Annotated in this window: 30 protein-coding genes; all 30 read left to right on the forward strand. The window is 42.9% G+C overall.

Annotated elements, in window-relative coordinates; translation table 11 throughout:
- Window positions 1–90 precede the first annotated feature (90 nt).
- The 30 genes from flgG (at window position 91) to rseP (ending at window position 25,871) form a co-directional block, all read left to right on the forward strand.
- A complete protein-coding gene (gene flgG, locus ABE021_RS06935; RefSeq protein WP_430287695.1) occupies window positions 91–960 on the forward strand; it encodes a flagellar basal body rod protein FlgG in 870 nt (289 codons plus the stop codon).
- Between the two features lie 227 nt (window positions 961–1,187).
- Complete coding sequence (locus ABE021_RS06940; protein ID WP_430287696.1) at window positions 1,188–1,409, forward strand: flagellar FlbD family protein; 222 nt, start codon at window positions 1,188–1,190, stop codon at window positions 1,407–1,409.
- Window positions 1,399–1,827 (forward strand): flagellar basal body-associated protein FliL, encoded by a 429-nt coding sequence (fliL, locus tag ABE021_RS06945; protein ID WP_430287698.1) that lies wholly within the window; start codon window positions 1,399–1,401, stop codon window positions 1,825–1,827. Before ABE021_RS06940 ends, fliL begins: the two co-directional genes overlap by 11 nt.
- A gap of 37 nt (window positions 1,828–1,864) precedes the next feature.
- A complete protein-coding gene (gene fliM, locus ABE021_RS06950) occupies window positions 1,865–2,866 on the forward strand; it encodes a flagellar motor switch protein FliM (RefSeq protein ID WP_430287700.1) in 1,002 nt (333 codons plus the stop codon).
- Window positions 2,859–4,031, forward strand: a complete 1,173-nt coding sequence (gene fliY / locus ABE021_RS06955; protein ID WP_430287793.1) for a flagellar motor switch phosphatase FliY — start codon at window positions 2,859–2,861, stop codon at window positions 4,029–4,031. Before fliM ends, fliY begins: the two co-directional genes overlap by 8 nt.
- A gap of 18 nt (window positions 4,032–4,049) precedes the next feature.
- Window positions 4,050–4,412: a response regulator gene (locus ABE021_RS06960; protein ID WP_430287701.1), complete on the forward strand. Its 363-nt coding sequence runs from the start codon at window positions 4,050–4,052 to the stop codon at window positions 4,410–4,412.
- The gene (locus tag ABE021_RS06965; RefSeq protein WP_430287703.1) at window positions 4,393–5,100 is read left to right on the forward strand and encodes a flagellar biosynthetic protein FliO; all 708 of its coding nucleotides are present in this window, start codon (window positions 4,393–4,395) and stop codon (window positions 5,098–5,100) included. Before ABE021_RS06960 ends, ABE021_RS06965 begins: the two co-directional genes overlap by 20 nt.
- Window positions 5,093–5,758 carry a flagellar type III secretion system pore protein FliP gene (gene fliP / locus ABE021_RS06970; protein ID WP_116016366.1) on the forward strand — a complete coding sequence of 222 codons (666 nt, stop codon included), beginning with the start codon at window positions 5,093–5,095 and terminating at the stop codon, window positions 5,756–5,758. The genes ABE021_RS06965 and fliP overlap by 8 nt, the downstream gene beginning before the upstream one ends.
- Before the next feature lie 12 nt (window positions 5,759–5,770).
- Window positions 5,771–6,040: a flagellar biosynthesis protein FliQ gene (fliQ, locus tag ABE021_RS06975; protein ID WP_430287706.1), complete on the forward strand. Its 270-nt coding sequence runs from the start codon at window positions 5,771–5,773 to the stop codon at window positions 6,038–6,040.
- A 5-nt stretch (window positions 6,041–6,045) separates the two neighbouring features.
- Window positions 6,046–6,822, forward strand: a complete 777-nt coding sequence (gene fliR, locus ABE021_RS06980; RefSeq protein ID WP_430287707.1) for a flagellar biosynthetic protein FliR — start codon at window positions 6,046–6,048, stop codon at window positions 6,820–6,822.
- Window positions 6,823–6,826: 4 nt separating this feature from the next.
- Window positions 6,827–7,906, forward strand: a complete 1,080-nt coding sequence (gene flhB, locus ABE021_RS06985) for a flagellar biosynthesis protein FlhB (protein ID WP_430287709.1) — start codon at window positions 6,827–6,829, stop codon at window positions 7,904–7,906.
- A 25-nt stretch (window positions 7,907–7,931) separates the two neighbouring features.
- On the forward strand, window positions 7,932–9,965 hold the full coding sequence (flhA, locus tag ABE021_RS06990) for a flagellar biosynthesis protein FlhA (RefSeq protein ID WP_430287710.1): 2,034 nt from the start codon (window positions 7,932–7,934) through the stop codon (window positions 9,963–9,965).
- On the forward strand, window positions 9,962–11,080 hold the full coding sequence (gene flhF, locus ABE021_RS06995) for a flagellar biosynthesis protein FlhF (RefSeq protein ID WP_430287713.1): 1,119 nt from the start codon (window positions 9,962–9,964) through the stop codon (window positions 11,078–11,080). Before flhA ends, flhF begins: the two co-directional genes overlap by 4 nt.
- Complete coding sequence (locus ABE021_RS07000) at window positions 11,073–11,939, forward strand: MinD/ParA family protein (RefSeq protein WP_430287714.1); 867 nt, start codon at window positions 11,073–11,075, stop codon at window positions 11,937–11,939. The genes flhF and ABE021_RS07000 overlap by 8 nt, the downstream gene beginning before the upstream one ends.
- Window positions 11,939–13,066: a protein-glutamate methylesterase/protein-glutamine glutaminase gene (locus ABE021_RS07005; protein WP_430287716.1), complete on the forward strand. Its 1,128-nt coding sequence runs from the start codon at window positions 11,939–11,941 to the stop codon at window positions 13,064–13,066. Before ABE021_RS07000 ends, ABE021_RS07005 begins: the two co-directional genes overlap by 1 nt.
- A 12-nt stretch (window positions 13,067–13,078) precedes the next feature.
- Window positions 13,079–15,106, forward strand: coding sequence for a chemotaxis protein CheW (locus tag ABE021_RS07010; protein WP_430287717.1), 2,028 nt, complete (start codon window positions 13,079–13,081; stop codon window positions 15,104–15,106).
- Between the two features lie 15 nt (window positions 15,107–15,121).
- Window positions 15,122–15,595, forward strand: coding sequence for a chemotaxis protein CheW (locus ABE021_RS07015; protein WP_430287718.1), 474 nt, complete (start codon window positions 15,122–15,124; stop codon window positions 15,593–15,595).
- Window positions 15,585–16,217, forward strand: a complete 633-nt coding sequence (locus ABE021_RS07020) for a chemotaxis protein CheC (RefSeq protein WP_430287719.1) — start codon at window positions 15,585–15,587, stop codon at window positions 16,215–16,217. Before ABE021_RS07015 ends, ABE021_RS07020 begins: the two co-directional genes overlap by 11 nt.
- 1 nt (window position 16,218) lies before the next feature.
- Window positions 16,219–16,713, forward strand: coding sequence for a chemotaxis protein CheD (locus tag ABE021_RS07025; RefSeq protein ID WP_430287721.1), 495 nt, complete (start codon window positions 16,219–16,221; stop codon window positions 16,711–16,713).
- Between the two features lie 150 nt (window positions 16,714–16,863).
- Complete coding sequence (locus ABE021_RS07030) at window positions 16,864–17,643, forward strand: FliA/WhiG family RNA polymerase sigma factor (RefSeq protein ID WP_430287722.1); 780 nt, start codon at window positions 16,864–16,866, stop codon at window positions 17,641–17,643.
- Window positions 17,640–17,948: a hypothetical protein gene (locus tag ABE021_RS07035; RefSeq protein WP_430287724.1), complete on the forward strand. Its 309-nt coding sequence runs from the start codon at window positions 17,640–17,642 to the stop codon at window positions 17,946–17,948. The genes ABE021_RS07030 and ABE021_RS07035 overlap by 4 nt, the downstream gene beginning before the upstream one ends.
- 4 nt (window positions 17,949–17,952) lie before the next feature.
- Window positions 17,953–18,471, forward strand: coding sequence for a hypothetical protein (locus tag ABE021_RS07040; protein ID WP_430287725.1), 519 nt, complete (start codon window positions 17,953–17,955; stop codon window positions 18,469–18,471).
- A 141-nt stretch (window positions 18,472–18,612) separates the two neighbouring features.
- Entirely contained in the window at window positions 18,613–19,347 is a 735-nt protein-coding gene (rpsB, locus tag ABE021_RS07045; RefSeq protein ID WP_430287726.1) for a 30S ribosomal protein S2, read from the forward strand.
- 92 nt (window positions 19,348–19,439) lie between these two features.
- Window positions 19,440–20,324: a translation elongation factor Ts gene (gene tsf / locus ABE021_RS07050; protein WP_430287727.1), complete on the forward strand. Its 885-nt coding sequence runs from the start codon at window positions 19,440–19,442 to the stop codon at window positions 20,322–20,324.
- An 80-nt stretch (window positions 20,325–20,404) separates the two neighbouring features.
- On the forward strand, window positions 20,405–21,127 hold the full coding sequence (gene pyrH, locus ABE021_RS07055) for a UMP kinase (RefSeq protein WP_430287729.1): 723 nt from the start codon (window positions 20,405–20,407) through the stop codon (window positions 21,125–21,127).
- Window positions 21,128–21,129: 2 nt separating this feature from the next.
- The gene (gene frr / locus ABE021_RS07060) at window positions 21,130–21,687 is read left to right on the forward strand and encodes a ribosome recycling factor (protein WP_430287730.1); all 558 of its coding nucleotides are present in this window, start codon (window positions 21,130–21,132) and stop codon (window positions 21,685–21,687) included.
- 127 nt (window positions 21,688–21,814) lie between these two features.
- Complete coding sequence (locus ABE021_RS07065; protein ID WP_430287731.1) at window positions 21,815–22,609, forward strand: isoprenyl transferase; 795 nt, start codon at window positions 21,815–21,817, stop codon at window positions 22,607–22,609.
- Window positions 22,606–23,400 carry a phosphatidate cytidylyltransferase gene (locus tag ABE021_RS07070; RefSeq protein ID WP_430287732.1) on the forward strand — a complete coding sequence of 265 codons (795 nt, stop codon included), beginning with the start codon at window positions 22,606–22,608 and terminating at the stop codon, window positions 23,398–23,400. Before ABE021_RS07065 ends, ABE021_RS07070 begins: the two co-directional genes overlap by 4 nt.
- Window positions 23,401–23,418: 18 nt before the next feature.
- Window positions 23,419–24,567 carry a 1-deoxy-D-xylulose-5-phosphate reductoisomerase gene (locus ABE021_RS07075; RefSeq protein WP_430287733.1) on the forward strand — a complete coding sequence of 383 codons (1,149 nt, stop codon included), beginning with the start codon at window positions 23,419–23,421 and terminating at the stop codon, window positions 24,565–24,567.
- Window positions 24,568–24,611: 44 nt separating this feature from the next.
- Window positions 24,612–25,871, forward strand: coding sequence for an RIP metalloprotease RseP (rseP, locus tag ABE021_RS07080; RefSeq protein ID WP_430287734.1), 1,260 nt, complete (start codon window positions 24,612–24,614; stop codon window positions 25,869–25,871).
- Window positions 25,872–25,914: the final 43 nt, after the last annotated feature.

The raw sequence follows: 25,914 nt of genomic DNA on the forward strand, positions 1-25,914 counted from the left end.
AATGGCAGGACCTTGAAAAATGAGGATGCCACCGCACTGCCGACCGACAGAGGCAGATGCACCTTACAATCCGAGAGGGGAAAACACATTATGTTACGCTCAATGTATGCAGGAATTTCAGGACTCAAAAATTTCCAAACGAAGTTGGATGTAATTGGTAACAACATTTCCAACGTGAATACGTATGGCTTTAAAAAGGGACGTACGGTATTTAAGGATTTGTATTCACAGACAGTTGCTGGGGCAAGTGCACCAGTCGGAAATACACGTGGTGGGGTAAACCCTAAGCAAGTAGGTCTAGGTTCACAACTCGCAGCAATTGACACACTCCATACAGCAGGTTCTACACAATTCACAGGGAATACGTTAGACTTGGCGATTGAAGGAGATGGCTTCTTTATCGTACAAAGCGGTGCGAAGACTACGGATGTTCAATATACAAGAGCTGGTAATTTTTACATGGATAATGAAGGGGCCTTAGTTGATGGCGATGGAAGATTCGTACAGGGGTTGCAGAACGTGGAAACTACTACTGGGACACCGCCTGTTAAAACAACTGTATTGAAAGCTGATAATGCTACTAATTATGGTTCAATTAAAATACCTAATGATGCTACTAATATGTCGATTGGACAAGATGGTACAGTGAATTACGTTCAAGACGGTAAACTTCAAGTAGCTGGGAGATTAAATATTGCTACGTTTAATAATCCAGGAGGCTTAGAAAAGGTTGGAGGCAATCTATATCAGCAATCAGCTAACTCTGGAACGGCGAATACAGGTAAGCCATTGGATTCAGGCCGTGGTACAGTTAAATCCGGCTCCCTGGAAATGTCCAATGTCGATCTCTCTGAAGAATTCACGGAAATGATCGTCGCTCAACGTGGATTCCAAGCCAACACACGGATCATCACGACGTCTGACGAAATCCTTCAAGAACTCGTAAACTTGAAGCGATAATTAGCTTATTTCAATTATTTTATATTCAAATTGAAATCGAAAAATGCTGGTTGTTTGAAGCGAAAGACGGCGACTCCGGATCGAGCCCCTCGGAAAGCGTCCGTCTGTAGCGGAAAACAACGGGGGTCAGTAGAAGTATCCAGTTTCATCCGAGTATCAAAGTGAGAAACACATAATCTGCTCGTTAAAGGAGGGTTGGGCCGGCTCTTGTGCCTGGCCCTTTACATATGATTCAAGTGACACGCCTGAACGGAGCTCCATTCCATTTGAATGCGCTCTACATAGAAAAAGTGGAAACGTTTCCCGATACGACCATTACGTTGACGACGGGTACCAAATACGTCGTTCTCGATTCAATGGATACAGTGAACGACCGCATCCTTAAGTTCTATCAATCAGTTCAACTGCTGTCGAACCCACATTTGCGAGGTGAAGAAGATGAAGAATAAAGTTTTGACAGTCTCTTTAATCATATTAGTTAGCATTACACTCATCGGGGTTGTGGGTCTCATCCTAACATTACAATTGAAAAATGGAGACGAGACGCAAAAAGAGCCAACCATAGATGAAATCATTGAGTCCTCCGTAGACATTCCAGAAATTACAACAAATTTAAGCGGCCGTCAATTCATCCGTATTTCACTGAAAATCCAAACGAGTAATAAAAAGTCAGCAGAAGAACTTACAAAACGCGACTTCCAAGTGAATAACATCGTCATCCAGGAACTGTCCGAGAAGAGTGCTAAAGATTTTGAAGGGAAAACTGGAAAACAAGCTTTCGAAGATGCCATCAAGGCTCAGTTAAATCCTCTTATGCAAGAAGGGAAGATTGAAAAGGTATATATCGTTTCCTACATTATTCAATAATGATGCAGCCAATTACTAGTAAGAAGGAGGTGGCCTAATGTCGGGAGATATTTTGTCTCAAAACGAGATAGACGCACTGCTGTCCGCCATTTCAACAGGTGAAATGACTGCGGACGAAATAAAAAAAGAAGATGAGACCAAGAAAGTAAAAGTTTATGATTACAAACGGGCACTGCGCTTTTCAAAAGACCAAATTCGAAGTTTGACAAGAATTCATGAAAACTTCGCTCGATTGCTCACTACGTATTTTTCAGCAAAATTACGTACGTATATTCAAATTAATGTAGCATCCGTCGACCAAATTCCTTTTGAAGAGTTCATTCGGTCGATCCCGAACATGACGCTCCTCAATATTTTTGAAGTCCCCCCACTTGAAGGAAACATCATTATGGAAGTCAATCCGAATGTCGCATATTCCATGCTGGAACGACTGATGGGCGGCTATGGTGAGAGTTCGGGGAAAATTGATAATATGACAGAGATTGAAACAAAGATTCTTACAGGTTTGTTTGAGCGATCTTTTGACAACCTGCGTGAAGCTTGGTCGAATATTGCGGACATCGATCCATTTCTCGCTGAAATGGAAGTGAATCCGCAATTTCTTCAAATGATCTCTCCCAACGAGACAGTGGTTGTCATATCGTTCAATATTGTTATTGGGGAGTCAAGTGGAATGATCAACATCTGTATTCCACACGTCGTGTTGGAACCGATTGTACCAAACCTCTCTGTTCGCTACTGGATGCAGACGAATAAGAAGGAACCGACTCCTGAGCAAAGTATCGTGCTTGAAAAGAGAATAAAGAAAGCTGAGTTACCAGTTGTTGCTAAACTGGGTGAAGGAGCTATGACGATCGAAGACTTACTATATTTACAACTTGACGATGTCATTGAACTGGATACAGCGTATGATGCACCCCTTATTATAGAAGTGAGCGACATTCCAAAGTTCACTGCTCAACCTGGCCATTTAAGAAATCGAATGGCTGTCCAAATACTTGATACCCTGATTGGAGGGGATGACGAAGATGATGAGTGACAATATCCTTTCACAGGAAGAAATAGAAGCTCTGTTACGCGGAGAATCCATTGATACCGGGGCTGAATCAGAACTGGAGATATCAGGCATCTCAACTGATGATTATCTCGATGACATGGAGCAAGATGCTTTAGGTGAAATCGGTAATATTTCTTTTGGAAGTTCGGCAACAGCGTTATCCGGTTTGCTAGGTCAAAAAGTTGAAATTACGACACCAACGATTTCTGTTATTGATCGGAATGACCTTGAAACCGAATTTGTTCATCCGTACGTTGCGGTAGGCGTTGAATATACAGTGGGACTGAGCGGGACGAATTTGCTCGTCATAAAGCAGAGTGATGCTGCAATTATTGCAGACCTCATGCTGGGGGGAGATGGACTTACTCCAAATACGGATTTGGGCGAAATCCATTTAAGTGCCGTTCAAGAAGCAATGAACCAAATGATGGGTTCTGCTGCAACATCGATGTCCACTTTGTTCAATAAAAAAGTGGATATTTCACCGCCTACAATTGAGCTATTGAACGTACAAGAAGACAAAGGCACAGGAAGCATTCCCAATGAAGATCTCCTCATCCGTGTGTCGTTCAATTTGAAAGTCGGTACGCTGATTGACTCGAATATTATGCAGTTGTTCCCGCTCGGTCTTGGTAAAGAGCTTGTCTTGTCACTAGTCGGAGATACGGCTGCTGAAACAGCTCCAACCGTTGCGGAACCTGCCCAGCAGGCTGCACCACAACACGAACAGCGTCAAGAAGTTCAACAACAGCCACCTGCGCAGACAACAAATCCAGGCTATAGTGAACCTCAGCAATTGCCACAGAGGCAACAGCAAAATCAGCATGCAAATGTACAACAAGCACAATTTGCAAGCTTTGAATCGCCATCGTTAACTCAATCCGAAGCTTCTAACTTAAACTTATTATTAGATATTCCATTGAAAGTGACAGTTGAGTTAGGAAGAACGAAACGTTCCGTTAAGGAGATATTGGAAATGTCGAGTGGGTCTATTATTGAACTCGACAAACTTGCAGGAGAGCCCGTGGATATCCTGGTGAATAACAGACACATTGCTAAGGGGGAAGTAGTTGTCATCGATGAGAATTTCGGTGTACGGATTACGGATATCTTGAGCCAAACAGAACGGTTAAATAATTTACGATAAACCTTGGAGGTCATGGAAATGTCAAAACGTATTCTAATAGTGGATGATGCAGCATTTATGCGAATGATGGTAAAAGATATTCTTTCCAAAAATAACTTTGAGGTTGTTGGAGAGGCTGCTGACGGAATCCAAGCAGTTGAGAAGTATTTCGAGTTAAAACCGGATCTCGTTACTATGGATATTACTATGCCGGAAATGGATGGCATCGCAGCACTAAAAGCAATCAAAGAAAGAGATCCGAATGCAACAATCATCATGTGTTCGGCAATGGGGCAGCAAGCAATGGTAATCGACGCAATTCAAGCAGGTGCAAAAGACTTCATTGTGAAGCCATTCCAGGCAGACCGGGTTGTAGAAGCAATTGAAAAAGCTCTTAGCTGACAAACCTAACTTTTCAGTCATCAGTATTCTGTTGCTCATTACGCTTTTGGTTTGTTCCTGTTTGAATCCTGTAGCTGCCCAAGCAGAAACGGATTCATCGGTTACCGATTACCTTAAGAACAATAAAGGACAGGATGAATCTCCTGCTGAAAAAATCGAGTCACCCGATAAAGAGGAACTGAACAAGGAGACATCACCTTCACCGGTCGGTTTGACAGCATGGGATTATATAAAGACCCTTTTGGCGCTAGGATTTGTCATTGCGTTGATCTATGGAATGGTGAAGTTCATCAATACGCGCAACCGGGTGACACAACACGGCAAGCTTATGCAAAACATGGGTGGCTTATCTCTTGGTCAGCAAAAGTCGATTCAATTAGTCAAAATAGGGAACCAGTATTTCCTGATTGGTGTTGGGGAAGATGTTCGGCTGCTTAAAGAACTATCGGATCCAGAAGAGATTGCTCAATTAGCTGATTATTATTCCGAAGAGGATCAAGTTCTTCAGCAAAGCCTCTTCATGAAATTGGTGAACGGTGTTAAAGCGAGAAAGACTAATCCCTATCAGAAGCAAGAGGAACCGAATGATTTCGGAAAACTATTTAAAAATAAGCTGACTGAAATCGAGAACGAGAGGAAACGTCAGCTCAATCAGCTGACGGAGAAGGAGCGCAATCGGAATGAATGACTTTATGCAATTTTTTTCGGATAGTGATCCGGGTGCAGTTTCGACATCCGTAAAGATGCTTCTTCTATTGACCGTTCTGTCTTTAGCTCCAGCGATTCTGATCCTGATGACATCGTTCGCCAGGATCATTATTGTTTTATCATTTGTTCGCTCAGCTTTGGCGACCCAGCAAATGCCCCCAAATCAAGTTCTCGTAGGACTTGCCTTGTTTTTGACTTTTTTCATCATGGCACCAACTTTTCAACAGGTGAACGATGAAGCACTGAAACCGTTGTTTGCTGAAGAGATATCCTTGGATGATGCCTATGAGAAAGCCAGTGTCCCTTTCAAGGAATTCATGGGAAAACATACGCGACAAAAAGACTTGGAATTATTTTTAAGATATAATAACGCAGATCGACCAGAAACAATGGAAGACATCCCGTTAACAATGATGGTGCCTGCTTTTGCATTGAGTGAAATCAAGACAGCATTCCAAATGGGATTCATGATCTTCATTCCGTTTCTCGTCATTGATATGATAGTCGCCAGTATTCTCATGTCGATGGGGATGATGATGCTGCCGCCGGTAATGATTTCATTGCCATTTAAAATTTTGTTGTTTGTCTTAGTGGATGGTTGGTACCTGATCGTTAAATCACTGCTGCAAAGCTTTTAGGAGGGGTTCAGAATGACAGGAGAAATGATCATTGCAGTGGCCGAGCGATCGGTGTGGGTGATTCTTATGACAGCAGGGCCCCTGCTAATTGTAGCGTTAGTGACCGGATTAGCGGTCAGTATTTTTCAAGCAACCACTCAAATCCAAGAACAGACTCTTGCATTCGTACCTAAGATTGTTGCTGTACTCGTTGCTATTGTATTTTTCGGGCCGTGGATGCTGTCAAAAGTGACGGCGTATGCTGCTGATATTTTTGATAATTTGACGCGGTATATAGGGTAGCCCTGATGGAAGCATTCATGCCATATGTTGCGACCTATCTATTAGTTTTGACGAGGATTTCAGCTTTCTTTGTTACCCTGCCTTTATTTTCATACCGAGCGATTCCGCCTGTTATGAGGATTGTTTTTGCTGCGCTGCTTGCATGGGTGCTCGTATTCACTTTAAACGTGCCAGACCTTGAAATCAATGGAGCATACATCATGCTCGTTCTAAAAGAAGCCTTGATAGGGTTGACTATTGGAATTATCGCCTTCATGGTAATGGCTGCCATTCAAGTCGCAGGAGGTCTCATAGATTTTCAAATGGGATTCGCGATTGCAAATGTCATTGACCCTCAAACAGGAACGCAATCCCCTTTGATGGGGCAGTTTTTCAACTCATTGGCGTTGTTATTGCTACTCGCGGTGAATGGACATCACGTGTTGCTCGATGGGGTATTTTACAGTTATCAATTTCTTCCTATAGACCAACTTTGGCCAACATTCGGAAGTGAACGTGTCGCTGAGCACGTATTGAAAACGATGGCCGCGGTTTTCGGGATATCCTTTCAGATGGCCATCCCGATTGTTGCTACATTGTTCTTGGTCGATTTAGCGCTTGGTATTACTGCACGGACAGTGCCTCAGCTCAACATTTTCGTCATAGGTTTCCCGATAAAAATCGGTGTGGGATTCCTTGTTCTCTTCATAATGGGAGGCGTCATTGTAGCGATGATGCAAAAAATATTTGAAGTGATGGCGGTTAGCATGAGGGATTTAATGGTGTTGTTAGGAGGAGGATAAGTACATGTTGCGCTTGGATCTTCAATTTTTTGCGGGGGAGAAAACCGAAAAGGCGACACCGAAAAAACGGGAAGATTCTCGAAAAAAAGGTCAAGTCTTAAAAAGTCAGGACGTGACCAGTGCAATTGTGCTGCTATCTGTATTCCTTTTTTTGTTTTTTGCAGCAGGATTCATGAAAGACCGTTTTTATAAGTTTTTCAAGGAAACGTTTCATACATACATAACGATGGAAAAGCTGGACATCGACCAAACCATGATGATTTACATGGAAGTCATTAAAGAAATGGCATTCATCATGCTTCCTGTCATGCTGATTGCGATGGTAGCTGCAATTGCCGGGAATTTGATACAGTTCGGATTGCTATTCACAGGAGAACCATTAAAATTCGATTTGAAGAAAATAGACCCTATAAAAGGTCTCAAACGGATTTTTTCCATAAAAGCAATTGTGGAGTTACTTAAGTCGTTATTGAAGATCTCATTTATCGGTGGAGTCACCTCCATAATTCTTTACAATAATATTGATAAGGTATTGAATCTAGCTTTTAAAACGCCATCAGCTGTCATGAAAACTGTTGGGGAACTAGTTGCTTTGATGGGAATAACCGCTTCATTTGTTTTATTATTCATTTCGATTCTCGACTTTCTATACCAGAAATTTGACTATGAAAAAAACTTGAAAATGTCGAAACAAGACATTAAAGATGAATATAAAAATTCAGAGGGCGATCCGTTGATTAAATCCAAAATCAAACAGCGTCAACGAGAAATGGCTATGAGAAGAATGATGCAAGAAGTCCCACAAGCTGACGTGGTCATTACGAATCCGACGCACTATGCAATCGCCATTAAGTATACAGATGGTGATATGGATGCACCGGTTGTGGTTGCGAAAGGTGTCGACTTCATTGCGCAAAAGATTAAACTCATTGCGAAAGAGAACGATATTGTGACAGTCGAAAATCGACCGCTAGCTCGTGCTCTTTATGCAGATACGGAAATCGGGGATCGGATTCCCGATCAATTTTTTAAAGCAGTGGCTGAAGTACTGGCGTATGTCTACCGGATTCAGCGCAAAATTTAAATGAACAACAGAAAGTGGGGATGACATGCAGTTTAAAGATATCGGTGTACTCGCATCCGTGATAATGATTGTTGCGATGCTTGTCATTCCTTTGCCTCACTGGTTGCTCAGTTTCCTGATTATCATTAATATCACACTCGCACTGCTAGTGCTTCTTACAGCTATGAATATGCAAGAAGCATTGCAGTTTTCAATCTTCCCATCCTTGCTCCTTTTACTGACACTCTTTCGTCTCGGACTTAACGTTTCCACTACCCGTGCGATTTTAAGTGACGGGAGTGCAGGTGGTGTCGTGGACACGTTCGGTTCTTTCGTAACCGGAGGAAACGTGATTGTCGGACTTGTCGTGTTCGTAATTTTGATTATTATTCAATTCATTGTTATTACTAAAGGTTCTGAGCGTGTTTCTGAAGTTGCGGCTCGATTCACATTGGATGCAATGCCAGGTAAGCAAATGAGTATTGACGCGGATTTGAATGCAGGAATGATTTCTGACACCCAAGCAAGAGAACGCCGGGAAAAAGTCAGTAACGAGGCAGATTTTTATGGTGCAATGGATGGTGCGACAAAGTTCGTGAAGGGAGATGCGATTGCAGGGATTATCATCGTCATGATCAACTTGCTTGTCGGGATGATTATTGGTGTTGTCCAATTAGGACTTCCATTTGCAGAAGCTGCAACAACATTTTCTAAACTGACAGTCGGTGATGGGATTGTATCACAAATCCCGGCATTGCTTATTTCTACCGCAACCGGAATCGTCGTTACACGAGCTGCTTCAGAAGGGAACTTGGGATCGGATATCACGAGCCAATTATTAGGTCAGCCAAAATTGTTATATGTAGCTGCTGTGACGATTCTGTTATTGGGACTGGCAACCCCTATTAATGATATTTTAACCATTCCAATTGCCGTTGCACTTGCGGTTAGTGCATACATGATGTCCCGTCCTAAAGATGAGGATCCGGATGAATTGCTGGAACTTGAAGAAAGTGAACAAACTGAAGGTCTGAAAAGTCCGGAAAATGTTGTCAACCTATTGAATGTAGACCCAGTGGAGTTTGAATTCGGTTATGGACTTATCCCGCTTGTTGATGCATCCCAAGGCGGTGATCTGCTCGATCGCGTAGTCATGATCAGAAGACAGCTTGCTCTTGAACTGGGTCTGGTCATACCTGTGGTACGGATTCGCGATAATATTCAGCTTCAGCCGAATGAATACAGGATAAAAATCAAAGGCAGTGAAATGGCGAGAGGAGAATTATTGCTGGACCACTACTTAGCAATGAGTCCGGGAGGAGATGATTCCATACCGGGTATCGATACTATCGAGCCGTCGTTCGGCCTTCCAGCAAAATGGATTACCGAAGAGGTGAAAGAGGATGCGGAAATCTTAGGCTATACTGTTGTCGATCCGCCAAGTGTCGTTTCGACACATTTGACCGAAATCATTCGCGCAAATGCCTCAGATTTGATCGGCCGACAAGAAACGAAGCAACTAATCGATCATGTACACGAATCGTATCCGATTCTTGTGGACGAACTTACACCAACGCCATTATCTGTTGGAGAAATCCAAAAAGTGTTAGCGAAATTGCTAAGTGAACATATATCAATTCGTAACTTGCCAATCATATTTGAAACTCTCGCAGATTCTTCCAAATATACGTCGGATGTAGATTTGTTGACGGAGTATGCTAGACAGTCCCTAGCCCGTCAGATTACGGAACAATATACGCCTCAAGGACAAGCATTGAAGGTCATGACGGTTTCTGGAAAAGTTGAAAAACTGATTGCAGATAGTGTCCAGCAAACAGAACAGGGGAACTATTTAACGATTGACCCACAAAACTCCCAGGCCATCTTAGAATCGATTGCAAGTGAAGTGGAACGTGTTGCATTACTCGACCAATCACCAGTCATCCTTTGTTCACCGGCAGTCAGAATGTACTTGAGACAAATTACAGAACGCTATTTCCCGCAAATCCCGATCTTGTCTTATAATGAGTTGGAAGCATCTGTGGAAGTACAGAGTGTAGGGGTGGTGGATGTCGCATGAAAATGAAAAAATATACTGCAGATACAATGGTCCAAGCGATGGAGAAAATCCGGCAAGACTTTGGTGAGGATTCAGTGATTCTGAGTTCCACCATTGTCCAATCCAAAGGGATCTTAGGACTTTTCAAAAAGAAGAGCGTGGAAGTTGTTGCCGGATATGATGAACCGATATCGCCTAAAGAAAAAACAGTTCCGCTTTTCACTGAACATGTTAAACGTGATAGCGGACAAGAAGCCATGATCGATGAACTGAAAAAAGAAATGAAGGAAATGAAACAGCTTCTTAAGGCGAATCATGCACCTTTTGAGTTTCACCAATATCCTGAAGAAATGCAGGCATTGTTGACTAGATTAAGTGCTCAAGAGCTGAACGATGCAACGATTCAAAAGATTGCCAGTGAGATTTTTGCCCGCATGAAGGCTGAAAAGGTCGATTTCACAGCAGATGAACAGAAAAAAATCGCACGTGAAATTTTGAAGGAAGAGCTTGCAGACTTGCCGTTCGGCGGGGTTCACTTTAAAAAGAAATATGTCAACGTACTCGGACCGACAGGAGTAGGAAAAACAACAACCATTGCAAAAATTGCAGCGCGTTCACTCATCGAAAACAAGCGCAAAGCAGGGTTTGTTACTACAGATACATATAGGATCGCTGCAATCGAGCAATTGAGGACCTATGCAAATCTTCTTCAAGCACCTGTTGAAGTGGCTTATAATGACACTGATTTCAAAGAGGCATTAAAGAACTTGAGTGCGAAAGATATTGTGTTCATTGACACGGCGGGTCGTAATTATAAAGAGAAGAAGTTTGTAGAAGATCTTAAGAAACTCATCGATTTTAAATTGGAAATGGAATCCTATTTAGTTCTTTCCGCTACAACAAAGGAATCAGACATGCGGTCAATCATCGACCAATTCCTTGAATTTCCGATTAAACAATTCATCTTCACGAAACTGGATGAAACAGAAACTTTCGGACCGGTTTTCAATCTGTTGAGAGATTATAATATGGGAATTGCATACGTGGCGGATGGTCAGGAAGTTCCGGAAGATCTGGAAGAGGCAACGGTAGAAAAAATATTGACTCTCTTACTTGAGGAGGGCGCACATGCGTGATCAGGCAGAAGCACTACGACTGAAAATGATGAAAGCGGATGGCCTGTCAGCACGTTCCATTGCGGTGATTAGCGGTAAAGGCGGAGTCGGTAAAACGAATTTCACGACAAATTTTGCTTATAGCTTACAATCACAAGGGAAACAGGTCATTATCGTTGACATGGATATCGGTATGGGAAATGTCCATATTTTGCTTGGTGCTTCAGCTCAGTATGGTCTGAAGGAATATCTAACAGGTGACCGGACTTTGGAAGAAGTCACATCATTAAGTGCCAGCGGGTTAAAATTCATTTCAGGAGGATCCGGACTGGAGACTGTATTGGAATGGACGGAAACCCGTTTTAAACGGCTCATCGAAGCATTTGAAACGTTGCAGCAGCAATACGATTATATATTGTTCGATATGGGGGCAGGAGCTTCCGAGAGTGCAATAGAACTGATTGTGTCAGTAGATGAGATTGTTGTCATAGCCACATCGGAACCGACTTCCATTACAGACGCTTACTCGATGATGAAATTCATCTGTCTGCGGGATCCCGAAAAGAAATTCTTCATTGTAAATAACCGGGTACAACCGAAAGAAGATGGAAATGAAGCGATAACACGTCTTCAATTTGCCATGAGGAAGTTCTTGAACAAAGAAACAGCGTTGTTAGGAGCACTTCCTGAAGACGCTGCAGTTCACAAATCGGTTGTCGCACAGCAGCCTTTCGTTAAACTCTACCCAAATGCCCCAATTTCTCCAAGAATGAATGCAATTGCTGCTAATTATATTTCTTCAGGAACCGATATAGAGAGTAAAGAAGGAAGTACGTTTCTTGGGCAACTTAAAAAACTATTTGCGAGGGGACGTGGGTGATGGTGGTCGTAAACGATTCCAAGAAAGTACTCATTGCAGACGACTCTGCTTTCATGCGCAAATTAATATCCGAAATCATCTCATCCCATCCGTCACTTGAAGTGGTCGGCACTGCAAGAAATGGACAAGAAGCAGTTGACAAAGCCCGCCTATTAAAACCGGATGTTATGACTCTTGATATTGAAATGCCAGTCCTGAATGGCTTAGAGGCACTCCAGCAAATCATGAGGGATAACCCATTGCCGATCATCATGCTGTCCAGTACCACTAAAGACGGCGCCGAAAATACGATTCGTGCGATGGAATATGGGGCAGTGGACTTTATCACGAAGCCTGGTGGTGCGATATCGCTCAATTTACGTGAAAGTGAAAAGGTTATTATTGAAAAGGTCTTGGATGCCTCACAAATCGATATGGTTAAAATCCTTCCCCGCAGAGCGAGTGCGGTAACACCCAGCCCTACTGTAGCGGCAACTGGAACAAAATTGACGGTTTCACAAAAACGTTTGTTCGTTCCTCCTACTGAAGGAGCACTCCCACGCTCTGCGGTAAAGCAATTCATGATTATAGGTACATCGACAGGGGGTCCAAGAGCCCTCCAACAAGTGCTGGTTTCACTTCCTGGAAATATTGGTGTTCCCATTTTAATCGTACAACATATGCCTGCTGGATTTACGAAATCACTTGCAGACCGCTTGAACAGTCTATGCAGTATCACTGTCAAAGAAGCTGAAAACGGAGAGCTTATTGAGAAGAATACTGCTTACATTGCACCTGGGGGCAAGCATATGAAAGTGGCCAGGATAGGAGTGAGTTTCGCCATCCGTTTAGATGACCAGGATGCGCCCCGAATGGGCCACAGGCCTGCAGTCGATGTGCTACTGGAATCCGTTTCAGAGTTGCCCGAGCTCCAATTTGTAACTGCAATTATGACCGGCATGGGACATGATGGATTGCAAGGGATGAAAATTCTTAAAGAACACTGCACAACGTTCACGATTGCTGAGTCTGAAGAAACAGCTGTAGTCTATGGCATGCCACGAGCTATACAAGAAGCGGGGCTCGCAGACATTTCAGCAGATGTACAAGATATCGGCAAGTTACTTATAGAACAAGTAAAGTCTTAAGGAGGCATTTTGATGGATACAAATCAGTATTTGGAAATGTTCCTGGAAGAGAGTAAAGAACATCTCCAGGCGTGTAACGAACAATTACTAGAGCTTGAAAAAAACCCTGATGATCTGGCAATTGTCAACGAAATATTCCGAGCTGCACATACGCTAAAAGGGATGTCTGCAACAATGGGGTACGAAGACATTGCGAATCTGACGCATAAGATGGAAAATGTCCTGGATGCAATCCGGAATTCCAAAATCCGGGTGACTTCTGAAATACTGGATGTTGTATTTGAATCTTCAGATGCCCTTGAGGAGATGGTCATCGATATCGAACAGGGGGGGAGCGGTAAAAAAGACGTCGAGAAATTAGTGACGATGCTAAACCAAATTGAGGCGGGCAAGTCGCCATTGGATGTTGTGGAAACAGAGCCGGTGGAAACAATATCCGAAGAGGATACGGCTGGACTTGTTTACGATGATTTTGAACAAACAGTAGTTTCGCAATCCATTGAACAAGGCTTCAACGCATTTGAACTCAAAGTCGTTCTGCGTGATGATTGCCTGCTGAAAGCGGCACGTGTATTCATGGTGTTTGAAATCCTTGAAAAATCGGGGGAAATCATTAAGACGTACCCGACTGTCGAGCGGTTGGAGAACGAAGAATTTGACAGCCAATTTACGGTCGTGATCGTTACGAGAGAACAGGCAGAAGTTCTACAAGCAAAAGTGCAGAAAGTATCAGAACTTGACCGGGCTGAAGTTCGCCCAGTCCAAATTCACTCAATCCCTTCAGAGGCTGCCATCACAACTGAATCCCCAATTGCAGCGCCGGATACACAATCTGCCGAAAAAGTTGCAAAATCAGAACCTGCTGCCAAACGCTCGAATAATACCCATTCAGCGAACAAAACGATACGCGTCAATATCGATCGCTTGGATGTCCTTATGAACCTATTCGAGGAATTGGTTATTGATAGAGGACGTCTCCAGTCCATCGCTGCAGAATTACAGAACGCAGAGCTGAATGAAACAACAGAACGGATGACAAGAATTTCAGGAGACTTGCAAAATATCATTCTTAATATGCGAATGGTGCCAGTTGAGACGGTGTTCAATCGTTTCCCTAAAATGGTTCGCCAGTTAGCAAGGGATCTTGATAAAAAAATCAATCTTGAAATCATCGGGGCAGAGACAGAATTAGACCGTACTGTTATTGATGAGATCGGGGATCCTTTAGTCCATCTCATTCGAAATGCATTGGATCATGGAGTGGAAAGTCCTGCGGAACGTATAGCGGCGGGGAAACCCGAAGAAGGAACTGTTACATTACGTGCCTACCACTCCGGTAACCATGTTTTCATTGAATTAGAAGATGACGGAGCAGGGGTGAACCGTTCTCGTGTCCTTAACAAAGCGATTGAGCGCGGAATCGTTAGTGAAGAAGTTGCGGAAACCTTGTCTGACAAACAAGTAGCTGAGCTGATTTTGTCTTCTGGCTTCTCAACTGCTGAAAAACTTACGGATGTCTCAGGACGCGGAGTAGGACTGGATGTTGTAAAGAGCACGATTGAATCTTTAGGCGGACATATCTCAATCGACTCGAAAGAAGGTCAAGGCTCGTTATTCCAAGTACAATTACCGCTTACGCTCTCGATCATTTCGGTGATGCTCGTACAAATGCAAAAAGAGATTTTTGCTGTGCCGTTATCATCGATTATTGAAACTGCTATTATTCAAAATGCCGATATCTTGAATGCCCATAATCAGCGAGTCATCGACTTCCGCGGAAAAATTGTCCCCCTCGTTGACCTGCGTGAGATTTTCGATACAGGACTTCCGGAACAACCAGAAGAACTTAAGTCTGTCGTTATCGTTCGTAAAGGTGAAAGTTTAGCTGCACTTGTCGTAGACTCGTTCATCGGTCAACAAGAAATTGTATTGAAATCACTAGGTAACTACTTACAGAGCGTTTTCGCACTGTCTGGTGCAACAATCCTCGGAAACGGTCAAGTTGCACTAATAGTAGATTGCAACGCGCTCATAAAATAAGTAGGAGGGAATCCGATGACAGCTTTAACTGAAAATAACGTAATGAAAACAATCGTTTTTCAATTACTCGATAAAGAGTATGCGATTGAAGTGGACGTTGTCCAGTCCATTGAAAAATTGTTGCTCATGACGATTACGCGTATTCCAGGGGTGCCTTCATACGTTAAAGGAGTCATTAACTTACGTGGAATGGTGACGCCTATCGTTGATTTGCGGAATCGTTTTGACTTACCTGAAATGGACTACAATGATAACACTCGCATCATTATTGTGAATCTTGAAAACTATGATGTTGGTCTCATCGTGGATGAAGCAAATGATGTGATAGATATACCTGCGAACATACTCGAATCCCAGCCTGAAGTGGTCGGTTCCGTAGAATCGGAATTTGTGGCGGGCGTTGCGAAAATCGAGAAACGTTTACTCGTGATGCTTAACCTGGATCACGTACTGCGTCCGATTAGGAACGTGAATGCAGATGAAAACTGAACTGAATATATCTGATATGCATTTGGACGTTCTCAGAGAAATCGGCAACATAGGAGCGGCACACGCAGCAACCTCGCTGTCTGAACTGCTTCATCGTAAAATCGACATGCATGTCCCAAAGGTAGCGCTTGTATCATTTGATGACATGTTCGAACTTGCGGGGGGCAGTGAAAATGTAGTGGTCGGGATTTTCTTGAGAATTGAAGGGGACCTATCGGGGAGCATGTTTTTTGTGCTTCCGATTGAATCTGCAAATCGTTTTATCCGGAGATTAATAGATAATCCTCATTTTGACTTCTCTAATCCGGATTCGATTAATGAAATCGGGATTTCTGCGATGCAAGAACTAGGCAATATTTTGTCCGGTTCCTATTTATCTGCCCTGTCCGACTTCACGGGATTGAAGATTTTTCCGACAGTCCCTTCATTAAGCGTCGACATGGTGGGTGCGATTGTCAGCTTTGGACTTATTGAGGTATCCCATTACAGTGATGAAGTCATCGTGATCGATACAAAGATTGTGGAAGAAGACGCAAACGATAAGAGTGTAGATGGCCATTTCTTTTTACTCCCCGATCCACAATCTTACAGCACGATCTTCAAATCATTAGGAGTCATGTAAGATGGAAATGGTGAAAACAGTAGTTCGGGTTGGGATTGCGGATATGAATATTGTTCGGGAGCCGGACACGATCCGGACTTCAGGTCTCGGTTCATGTGTTGGTGTTGTACTGTATGATGAACGTCGGAAAATTGCTGGAATGGTGCACGTCATGTTGCCGGATAGTTCGCTTGGTAAAGGGGATTCCATTAACGTTGCAAAATTTGCAGACACAGGAATTTATTCTCTGATGGAGCTACTGAAAGCAGAAGGGGTCCGCCCAATGTCTTTGAAAGCAAAAATTGCGGGCGGATCCCAGATGTTCCAGTTCGGATCAGGGGATACGGTGCGTATCGGCCCTCGGAATGTGGAAGCAGTGAAAAAGGAGCTTGCTAGACTTTCCATTCCTTTAATAGCTGAAGATACTGGGGGATCCAATGGCCGTACAATTGAATTCGATCCTCGGGTTGGCGCGCTACAAGTCCGCACGGTGAACGCAGGAACGAAGGAAATTTGAATAATGGAGCAGTGGTTTCAGTAAATGAAACTACTGTTTTTTTGTATAAAAATATGATAGACGGCCACTGTCTTTACTCCCTATTCTTTGATATAATGATTAGTATGATAGTGTCGGAATATACATTGTTGTACGGAAGCGAGGGATTCTATGTCGAAAAAAGACATGTCGGAGGAGACATATTGGGACTTATGGTTAAACAAACGAGATCCAGATGCCGGAGATGCGCTCGTCCGTAAATATATGCCGCTCGTAAATTATCACGTCCAGCGCATAGGATCTGGTTTACCGCGTAATGTATCCAGAGACGATGTCAAAAGTCTTGGGTACCAAGGATTGTTTGATGCGCTCACGAAATTTGATCCAAGCAGGGATTTGAAGTTTGATACATATGCTTCATTTCGGATTCGTGGAAATATTCTCGATGGATTACGAAAAGAGGATTGGCTGCCGCGTTCTTCGAGAGAGAAATCTAAAAAATTAGAAGAACAAATCAGTAAACTTGAACAGAAACTGATGCGGACAGCAACCCCGGAAGAAATCGCAGAGCATTCGGGTATCAACGTCTCCGAAGTTTATCAGACTGTCCAGGAGCATTACTTTTCAAGTGTCCTCTCAATCGATGAACGAATGAATGATGACGAAGATGATTCAGGGAAAAGTTTTATTTTAAAGGATGAAAAAACGGCAACTCCGGAACAACATTCGGTTAAACGTGAATTATTAGGTGAAATGGTTCAGAAGATCAAAGACTTGAATGACAACGAGCAACTTGTGTTAAGTCTGTTTTATTCGGATGAAATGACGCTTACTGAAATTGGCGAAATTCTGAACTTATCGACATCACGCATTTCACAAATCCATTCAAAAGCGCTTTTCAAGCTGAGAAAGCTATTGTTGCCTGAAGTGCTGGATCGGAGAGTACTATGAGTCTGAAATCGATAGAACTTCAAATTGCGATTCCAAAAACTTTTGATGCAGGAAAACTGACCGAACAAAAAAATCAGCAGTCCATGCTGAACCATCAGCAAGCGGCAGCTCAAACCGATCAACAAGTGATGAAACAACGTAATGCAGTCATCGAATCGGCAGAGTCCGAAAAAACTAAGAACACAAGAAACTCCTCAGGAGAAGGGAAGTCCGAGGAAAATGACCAACAGGAAGCTTCTCAACAACAGGAACATAAACACGCAAGCCATCCATATAAGGGCGGCTTCGTAGACTATACAGGGTGATGAAATGACAGCATTTTGGATTGCGGCACTTTGTGTCTTGCAGATTGGTGGTTTTTATTTGATCGCCTTGCTTTACATGAGAATTTCAAAATTGGATAAAACAGAAAAGAGACAGCGGCAGCTCATGAAGGAAATGGAAGATAGCCTGGCGGTTTATATTACTGAAGTCAAAGAGGAAAACGATCGTTTAATCGGCGAACTTACAGCGCATCAACAAAAAAAGAAACCGACCGGAACTCAACCTGAAGCGGAAAGACCGTTGGTTCCCCGTGAGGATGAAGTCGCTGCAACAGCTGTTTACTTCAATCCTAAACCGCCTACTTCGAAAGTTTTGGAGTCATACAGGTCCCTTCAGCAACCAATTGCAGCGAACAGTTTAGAGTCTCCCGCAGAAGTTAAACATGAACCGGAATTTGAAACAGTATATCGATTGCATGATCAGGGATTGCCGATAGACGAAATTGCAAGCCGACTTAAAAAAGGCAAAACGGAAGTTGAGCTCATCTTGAAGTTCAAAAGATAATTGTTGCATAAGCATAGAGGCTTGTGTTATATTAGAAAGCGGTATTACTACACACGTGCATGGACGTATTGAGATGGTGCCGGAAGGTCGCTCAGCGGATGAAGTTCACGGAGGAATCCAACCAAACAGGAGGAAATAATTATGTCAGTAATTTCAATGAAACAATTGCTAGAAGCTGGTGTGCATTTCGGACACCAAACACGTCGCTGGAATCCTAAAATGAAAAAATTCATTTTTGTTGAGCGTAACGGAATCTACATCATCGATCTACAGAAAACAGTTAAAAAGCTTGAAGAAGCTTACAACTTCATGCGCCAAGTCGGTGCTGACGGCGGAAAAGTACTTTTCGTTGGTACAAAGAAACAAGCACAAGATGCGATTAAAGAAGAAGCAGAACGTGCAGGTATGTACTACATTAACCAACGCTGGTTAGGTGGTACGTTGACAAACTTCGGTACGATCCAGAAGCGGATCAGCCGAATGAAGCAAATTGAGAAAATGGAAGAAGACGGTACATTCGATGTCCTTCCTAAGAAAGAAGTTTCTCAACTTAACAAAGAACACGATCGTCTTGTGAAGTTCCTAGGCGGTATCCGTGATATGAAATCAATCCCAGACGTAATCTACGTAGTAGATCCACGTAAAGAGCGCATCGCTGTAGCGGAAGCTCATAAATTGAATATCCCACTTGTTGGTATCGTTGATACAAACTGCGATCCTGATGAGATTGACTACGTCATTCCTGCAAACGATGATGCAATTCGTGCGGTACGCCTTTTGACAAGCAAAATGGCTGACGCTTTGTTGGAATCTAGACAAGGTGAAGACGAAGAAGCTGCTCAAGCAGAACAAACAGAAGCAGTTACTGCAGAGTAACTGAAAAATCAAAGACGATAAGCGGCCAATCCCCTTATCGTCTTTTTTAGAGAATTAAACTAAAATCGCTAGTCTTATAGGAGGAATACAACATGGCAGTTACAGCTCAAATGGTAAAAGAACTTCGCGAAAAAACAGGTGCAGGTATGATGGACTGTAAAAAAGCACTAACAGAAGTAAACGGTGATATGGATGCAGCACTAGACTTCTTGCGTGAAAAAGGTCTTTCAAGCGCGGCTAAAAAGGCAGACCGTATTGCTGCTGAAGGAACTACAACAATCGAAGTTTCCGGAAATGATGCAATCATTCTTGAAATCAATGCTGAAACTGACTTCGTTGCTAAAAACGAAGGTTTCCAAACATTGGTTAAAGAAATTTCCGCTCACTTACTAAAAACAAAGCCCGCATCTGTAGAAGAAGCTCTAGCTTCAACTATGGAAAATGATCTAGTTGTCGCTGACTATATTTCAAATGCAATTGCAAAAATTGGTGAGAAGATCAGCCTTCGTCGTTTCGAAATCCGCACAAAAACGGATAACGATGCATTCGGTGCGTACTTGCACATGGGTGGACGTATTTCCGTTCTTACAGTACTTGAAGGTACTACTGATGCTGAAGCTGCGAAAGACGTTGCGATGCACATCGCTGCTATGAACCCTAAGTACGTTTCACATGACCAGATTTCAGAAGAAGAAGTGGAGCATGAGCGTAAAATCCTAACTGAACAAGCTCTTAACGAAGGCAAGCCTGAAAACATCGTTGCTAAAATGGTTGAAGGACGTCTTCGTAAGTACTTCGAAGAGATCTGTGTACTTGACCAGCCATTCGTTAAAAACTCTGATCAAAAAGTCGGGGAATTTGTTACTTCCACTGGTGGAACTTTAACAGAATTCATTCGTTACGAAGTGGGCGAAGGAATCGAAAAGCGCGAAGATAACTTTGCTGATGAAGTTATGAGCCAAGTAAACAAAGGATAACCAATTTAACTCATACTAATGGTAGGGGACACATTTTGTGTTCCCTATTTTTAAGAAAACCAAGAAGATGGGGGATACATATGAACACACCTACCTATAAACGGATCGTGTTGAAACTTAGCGGGGAAGCACTCGCTGGAGAACAAGGATTTGGTCTTTCCCCGGAAATTATTAAATCCGTTGCGATTCAAGTGAAAGAAGTGCTGGATCTTGGCGTTGAAGTAGCAGTTGTAGTCGGAGGCGGGAATATTTGGCGCGGCAAAGTCGGAAGTGAAATGGGAATGGATCGAACGACTGCGGACTACATGGGCATGCTGGCTACGGTCATGAACGCATTAGCACTTCAAGACGCGATTGAAAAATTAGGTGCAGAGTCTCGTGTCATGTCCTCAATCGACATGCGTCAAGTAGCTGAACCTTACATTCGCCGGAAAGCCATCCGACATCTTGAAAAGAAACGTGTCGTCATTTTTGCGGCAGGTACTGGGAATCCGTATTTCTCAACAGATACTACAGCGGCACTCCGTGCAGCTGAAATCGAAGCGGACGTCATTTTAATGGGTAAAAACAATGTAGACGGAATCTATTCTGCAGATCCGATGATCGATACGACTGCTGTGAAATATGAACAGTTGACGTACCTTGAGGTAATCAGCAAAGGTCTTCAAGTGATGGATGCTACGGCTTCAACACTCTGTATGGACAATGATATCCCACTCGTAGTATTCTCAATTATGGAAGAAGGAAATATAAAAAAGGCTGTATGTGGAGCAACCATCGGTACAGTCGTCGGGAGGAACTAAACATGCCAAAAGCAGTTATGGATCAGACAACCGAAAGAATGGAAAAAGCAATCAGTTCACTAGGTAAACAACTTGCTTCAATTCGTGCCGGACGGGCTAATGCTTCATTACTCGACCGAATTTCAGTTGAGTATTACGGTGCTCCGACACCTCTTAATCAGATGGCTGGAATCTCTGTACCTGAAGCTCGCCTTATGGTCATCCAACCATATGATAAGACAACTTTAGGCGATATCGAAAAAGCGATTTTGAAGTCGGATATCGGAATCACTCCTTCGAATGACGGGAATGTCATTCGACTAGCGGTCCCTGCATTGACTGAAGAGCGCCGTAAAGAACTCGTAAAAGAAGTGAAAAAAGATGCTGAAGAATCAAAAATCGCAATCCGCAATATTCGTCGTGATGCGAATGAAGAGTTGAAGAAACTCGAAAAAGATGGCGAAATTACCGAAGATGAATTACGTCGTCACAACGATGAAGTCCAAAAGCTAACCGATGCGTACATCTCTAAAATCGATAGTATTGCAGAGGACAAAGAAAACGAAATTATGGAAATCTGAACATGAACTTTCTTTTTCGCCGGACGTCCTAACTTTAGGGCGTCCTTTTTTACATGCAAGTTCTTCTATATTTTGTTAGGATAAAGAGGATGAAGGATTTGAAACGTCGTCGAGTGGAGGAAAAATGATGTTCGATAAACTACTGCGAAAGAAGACGACGGCTGTCCCGTCGACATTACAAGAGCGGCTCGCTAGTGCGAAAGAGAAGCCGATGCCTACACATGTCGCCATTATTATGGATGGGAATGGAAGATGGGCGAAGCAACGGAAACTTCCTAGAATTGCAGGTCATCATGAAGGCATGAAAACCGTTAGAAAAACCACTCTTTTTGCGAACGAACTAGGCATCCGTGTATTGACATTGTATGCTTTCTCAACAGAAAATTGGAAACGCCCTAAACGGGAGATCGATTTTCTCATGAAGCTTCCAGGTGAATTTTTAAGCACCTATTTACCGGAGTTAGTTGAAAATAACGTAAAAGTGGAAATGATTGGCAGTTCGGAGTTGTTGCCTGTCCATACAAAAGAGGCAATTCAAAAAGCGATGAAGGCAACAGTCAATAATGATGGAATGATCCTGAATTTCGCAATGAACTATGGAAGCCGATACGAAATTACTGAGGCAGTTAAGAATCTAGCTCTTCAGCTGTCAGAAAACACCATTCGTTCGGATGAACTTACTGAAGAGATGGTTTCAGGTGCAATGATGACCGCTCACCTTCCGGATCCGGATCTTCTCATCCGAACGAGTGGGGAAGTCCGGCTGTCCAATTTCATGCTCTGGCAGTTAGCGTATGCAGAGCTTGCATTTACAGACGTACTTTGGCCAGACTTCAACGAGGCGAGCATGCTTGGCATAATAGAAGATTATCAAAAACGAAGTAGACGGTTTGGAAGTCTTGAGGGGGATGAAGTCAAGTGAAACAACGGATACTAACTGCTATCGTAGCAGCTGCAGTATTCATTCCATTTGTTGTAGTAGGAGGAATTCCATTTACCATTCTGGTCTATGCAATTGCAACAATCGGACTGTATGAACTGTTGAAGATGCAATCCATAAAATTACTTTCTATTGAAGGTGTCCTAGCGTGGTTATTAGCAGCAGTCCTATTAATGCCTAATACATTAGCGCTGCATTGGCTGGGGACAGCTGGCTATACTAAATTAGAAGCCGGTTTTATCATTATATTGCTCTTATTGATCTATACTGTTCTTGTGAAGAATCGTTTTACGTTTGCCCATGCATCCTTTTTAGTGATGTCAGCTTTTTACGTAGGTATGGGGTTTTACTATCTTACCGCTACTCGTGAAGCTGGGTTAGTATTCATCATCTATGCACTTGTCATTGTATGGACGACCGATTCAGGAGCGTATTTCGTTGGTCGTAAACTAGGCAAGAATAAGCTGTGGCCGGATATTTCACCGAACAAGACAGTTGAAGGTTTTGTAGGAGGAATTTTAAGTGCAGTTGTTTTCGCGGTACTATTTCAACTTATACAGCCTGTCACCTCTTCATTTTCGGTCCTGATTGGGGTCACAATCGTCGCGTCCGTAATTGGTCAACTCGGAGATCTTGTGGAGTCAGCGTTAAAGCGTAATTATAATGTGAAGGATTCGGGGAAATTGCTTCCCGGACACGGCGGCATATTAGATCGGTTTGACAGTTTGCTGTTCGTTTTACCGCTTCTTCATATTTTGCACTTTGTTAGTTAATGGAAAGGGATGTTTTTGATGAAAAAAAAAATCAGCCTTCTTGGTGCTACAGGTTCTATCGGTCTGCAAACACTTGAAGTGATTGCAGCTCACTCAGATCGTTTTGAACTTGTAGCATTTTCTGCTGGGCGTAATATTGAGAAAGTAAGGGAAATAGCTGCTTTCCATAAGCCGCCAATTATTTCCGTAATGGAAAAAACAGATGCCGAAATCTTGCAAAACGAGTTTCCGTCCATACGTTTCCTATATAGCGCAGAAGGGTTGGAAGAAGTTGCAGCAAACACAGGTGCGGATGTTCTCTTGAATTCCGTAATCGGTAGTGTCGGTCTTCAGCCGACACTTGCCGCTATCCGTCAAGGAATCACAATTGCAATTGCAAACAAGGAAACGCTCGTAGCAGCGGGCGATATTGTAATGGCAGAAGCGAAACGATATGGTGTTTCCGTATTACCGGTTGATAGCGAACACTCTGCCCTATTCCAAGCGTTGAATGGCGAACAGTCCAAATCGATCAGCCGCCTGATTTTAACAGCTTCTGGAGGGAGTTTCAGAGATCTGACGCGTGATCAGCTAGCGAACGTCACATTGGAGCAAGCGCTTGCTCATCCGAACTGGTCAATGGGCAATAAATTGACCATTGACTCAGCCACGATGTTTAACAAAGGGCTGGAAGTGATTGAGGCTCACCACCTTTTCGATATGCCTTATGACCAAATCGATTGTCTGTTACACAAAGAAAGTATTATCCACTCGATGATTGAGTTTGAAGATACCAGTGTCATGGCGCAATTAGGTTCACCTGATATGCGTGTGCCGATCCAGTATGCATTATCTTATCCAGAGCGAATCCCTATGAAAGATCCGCAACGCCTTAAACTCGAAGATATTGGTAAATTGCATTTTGAGAAAATGGATCTCACCCGGTTTAAAGCTTTAGCTCTAGCTTACGAAGCAGGTCGCATCGGGGGGACAATGCCGACTGCAATGAATGCTGCAAATGAAATGGCTGTGAGTCAATTCATGGAAGGACGTATCCCATTCATCCAAATTGATGAGTTGGTGGAGCGAGCCATGGAACAGCATCAGACTATCCAGACACCTGATTTGGAGTCCATACTTGAAACGGATAAGCAAACTCGTAAAATCGTCTATTCCATGATAAAATAAGTTATTTAGTACAACAGCCAAGTAAGCTGAAAAGGTGGGTATAAATGGAGAATGTTATCTCGTTTATAATTATTTTTGGCTCATTAGTCTTTTTCCATGAGTTCGGACACTTTCTTTTTGCAAAAAGAGCTGGAATTATGGTTCGGGAATTTGCGATTGGAATGGGACCAAAGATAATCGGTATTCAAAAAGGTGAAACACTATACACGTTGAGGTTACTCCCGCTTGGCGGATATGTACGGATGGCAGGCGAAGATTTTGATACGGTTGAATTGCTGCCTGGTTATCGTATAGGCGTGATTTTAAATTCACAAGACGAAGTGACTAAGATTTATTTGAATTCAAATGTGTCGAATCCGGATGTACTATTTCTTGAAACAGAAGAAGCGGATTTAACTGATAAGTTATTCATTAAAGGATACGATGACGAAGGAAGTCTCGTTCGTTTTTCGGTATCCAAAACTGCAGTTATATATGAAAAAGGGCAGAAGACCCTAATTGCTCCGAAAGATCGCCAATTCGACTCGAAACCTCTGATGGGGAGATTCCTTACGATTCTAGCAGGACCGGTCTTTAACTTCATACTGGCGTTTTTTATATTTCTTGCACTCGGTTTACTGAATGGTGTTCCAACGAATGAACCTATCATCACGGAAGTTCAAGCGAACAGTCCAGCCCAAGCCGCTGGCATTGAAAAAGGGGACTTTGTAAAATCCTCTAATGGTGTAGAGGTGAAAACATGGAACGAGTTCACAGAAACGATTCAAGATAATGCTGGGCAATCACTAAACTTGGAAGTTGAACGTGATGGAGAACTTGTCACTTTGCAAGTAACGCCCAAGTTAACGGAAGAGGAAGGGCAAAAGCAAGGTCAGATCGGAGTTTACTACACGAGTCCAGTGGAGAAAAATCCATTGAAAGCCATCGCTTATGGTGCGCAGCAAACTTGGTTCTGGATAGCGAAAATATTTGAATTGCTTGGAATGCTGGTTACAGGTAAATTTACACTGGATGCATTATCCGGGCCAGTAGGAATTTACAAAGCCACTGAAGAGGTCGCACAGTATGGTATTTTCAATCTCATGAATTGGGCCGCTGTATTGAGCATTAACTTGGGAATTATGAATCTCTTGCCGCTTCCAGCGCTAGATGGAGGACGTTTGCTGTTCTTCATAGTGGAAGCATTACGTGGAAAACCTATTGATCGTCAAAAAGAAGGAATGGTTCACTTTGTAGGAATCATGCTTCTCATGTTACTCATGCTTGTTGTAACATGGAATGATATTCAAAAGTTCTTCTTCTAGAAATGATGATCTATTCGATCAGAGAGTAACGGAGGCGACGCAC

Source organism: Sporosarcina gallistercoris (genome assembly GCF_050459885.1).
GTDB classification, from domain to species: domain Bacteria; phylum Bacillota; class Bacilli; order Bacillales_A; family Planococcaceae; genus Sporosarcina; species Sporosarcina gallistercoris_A.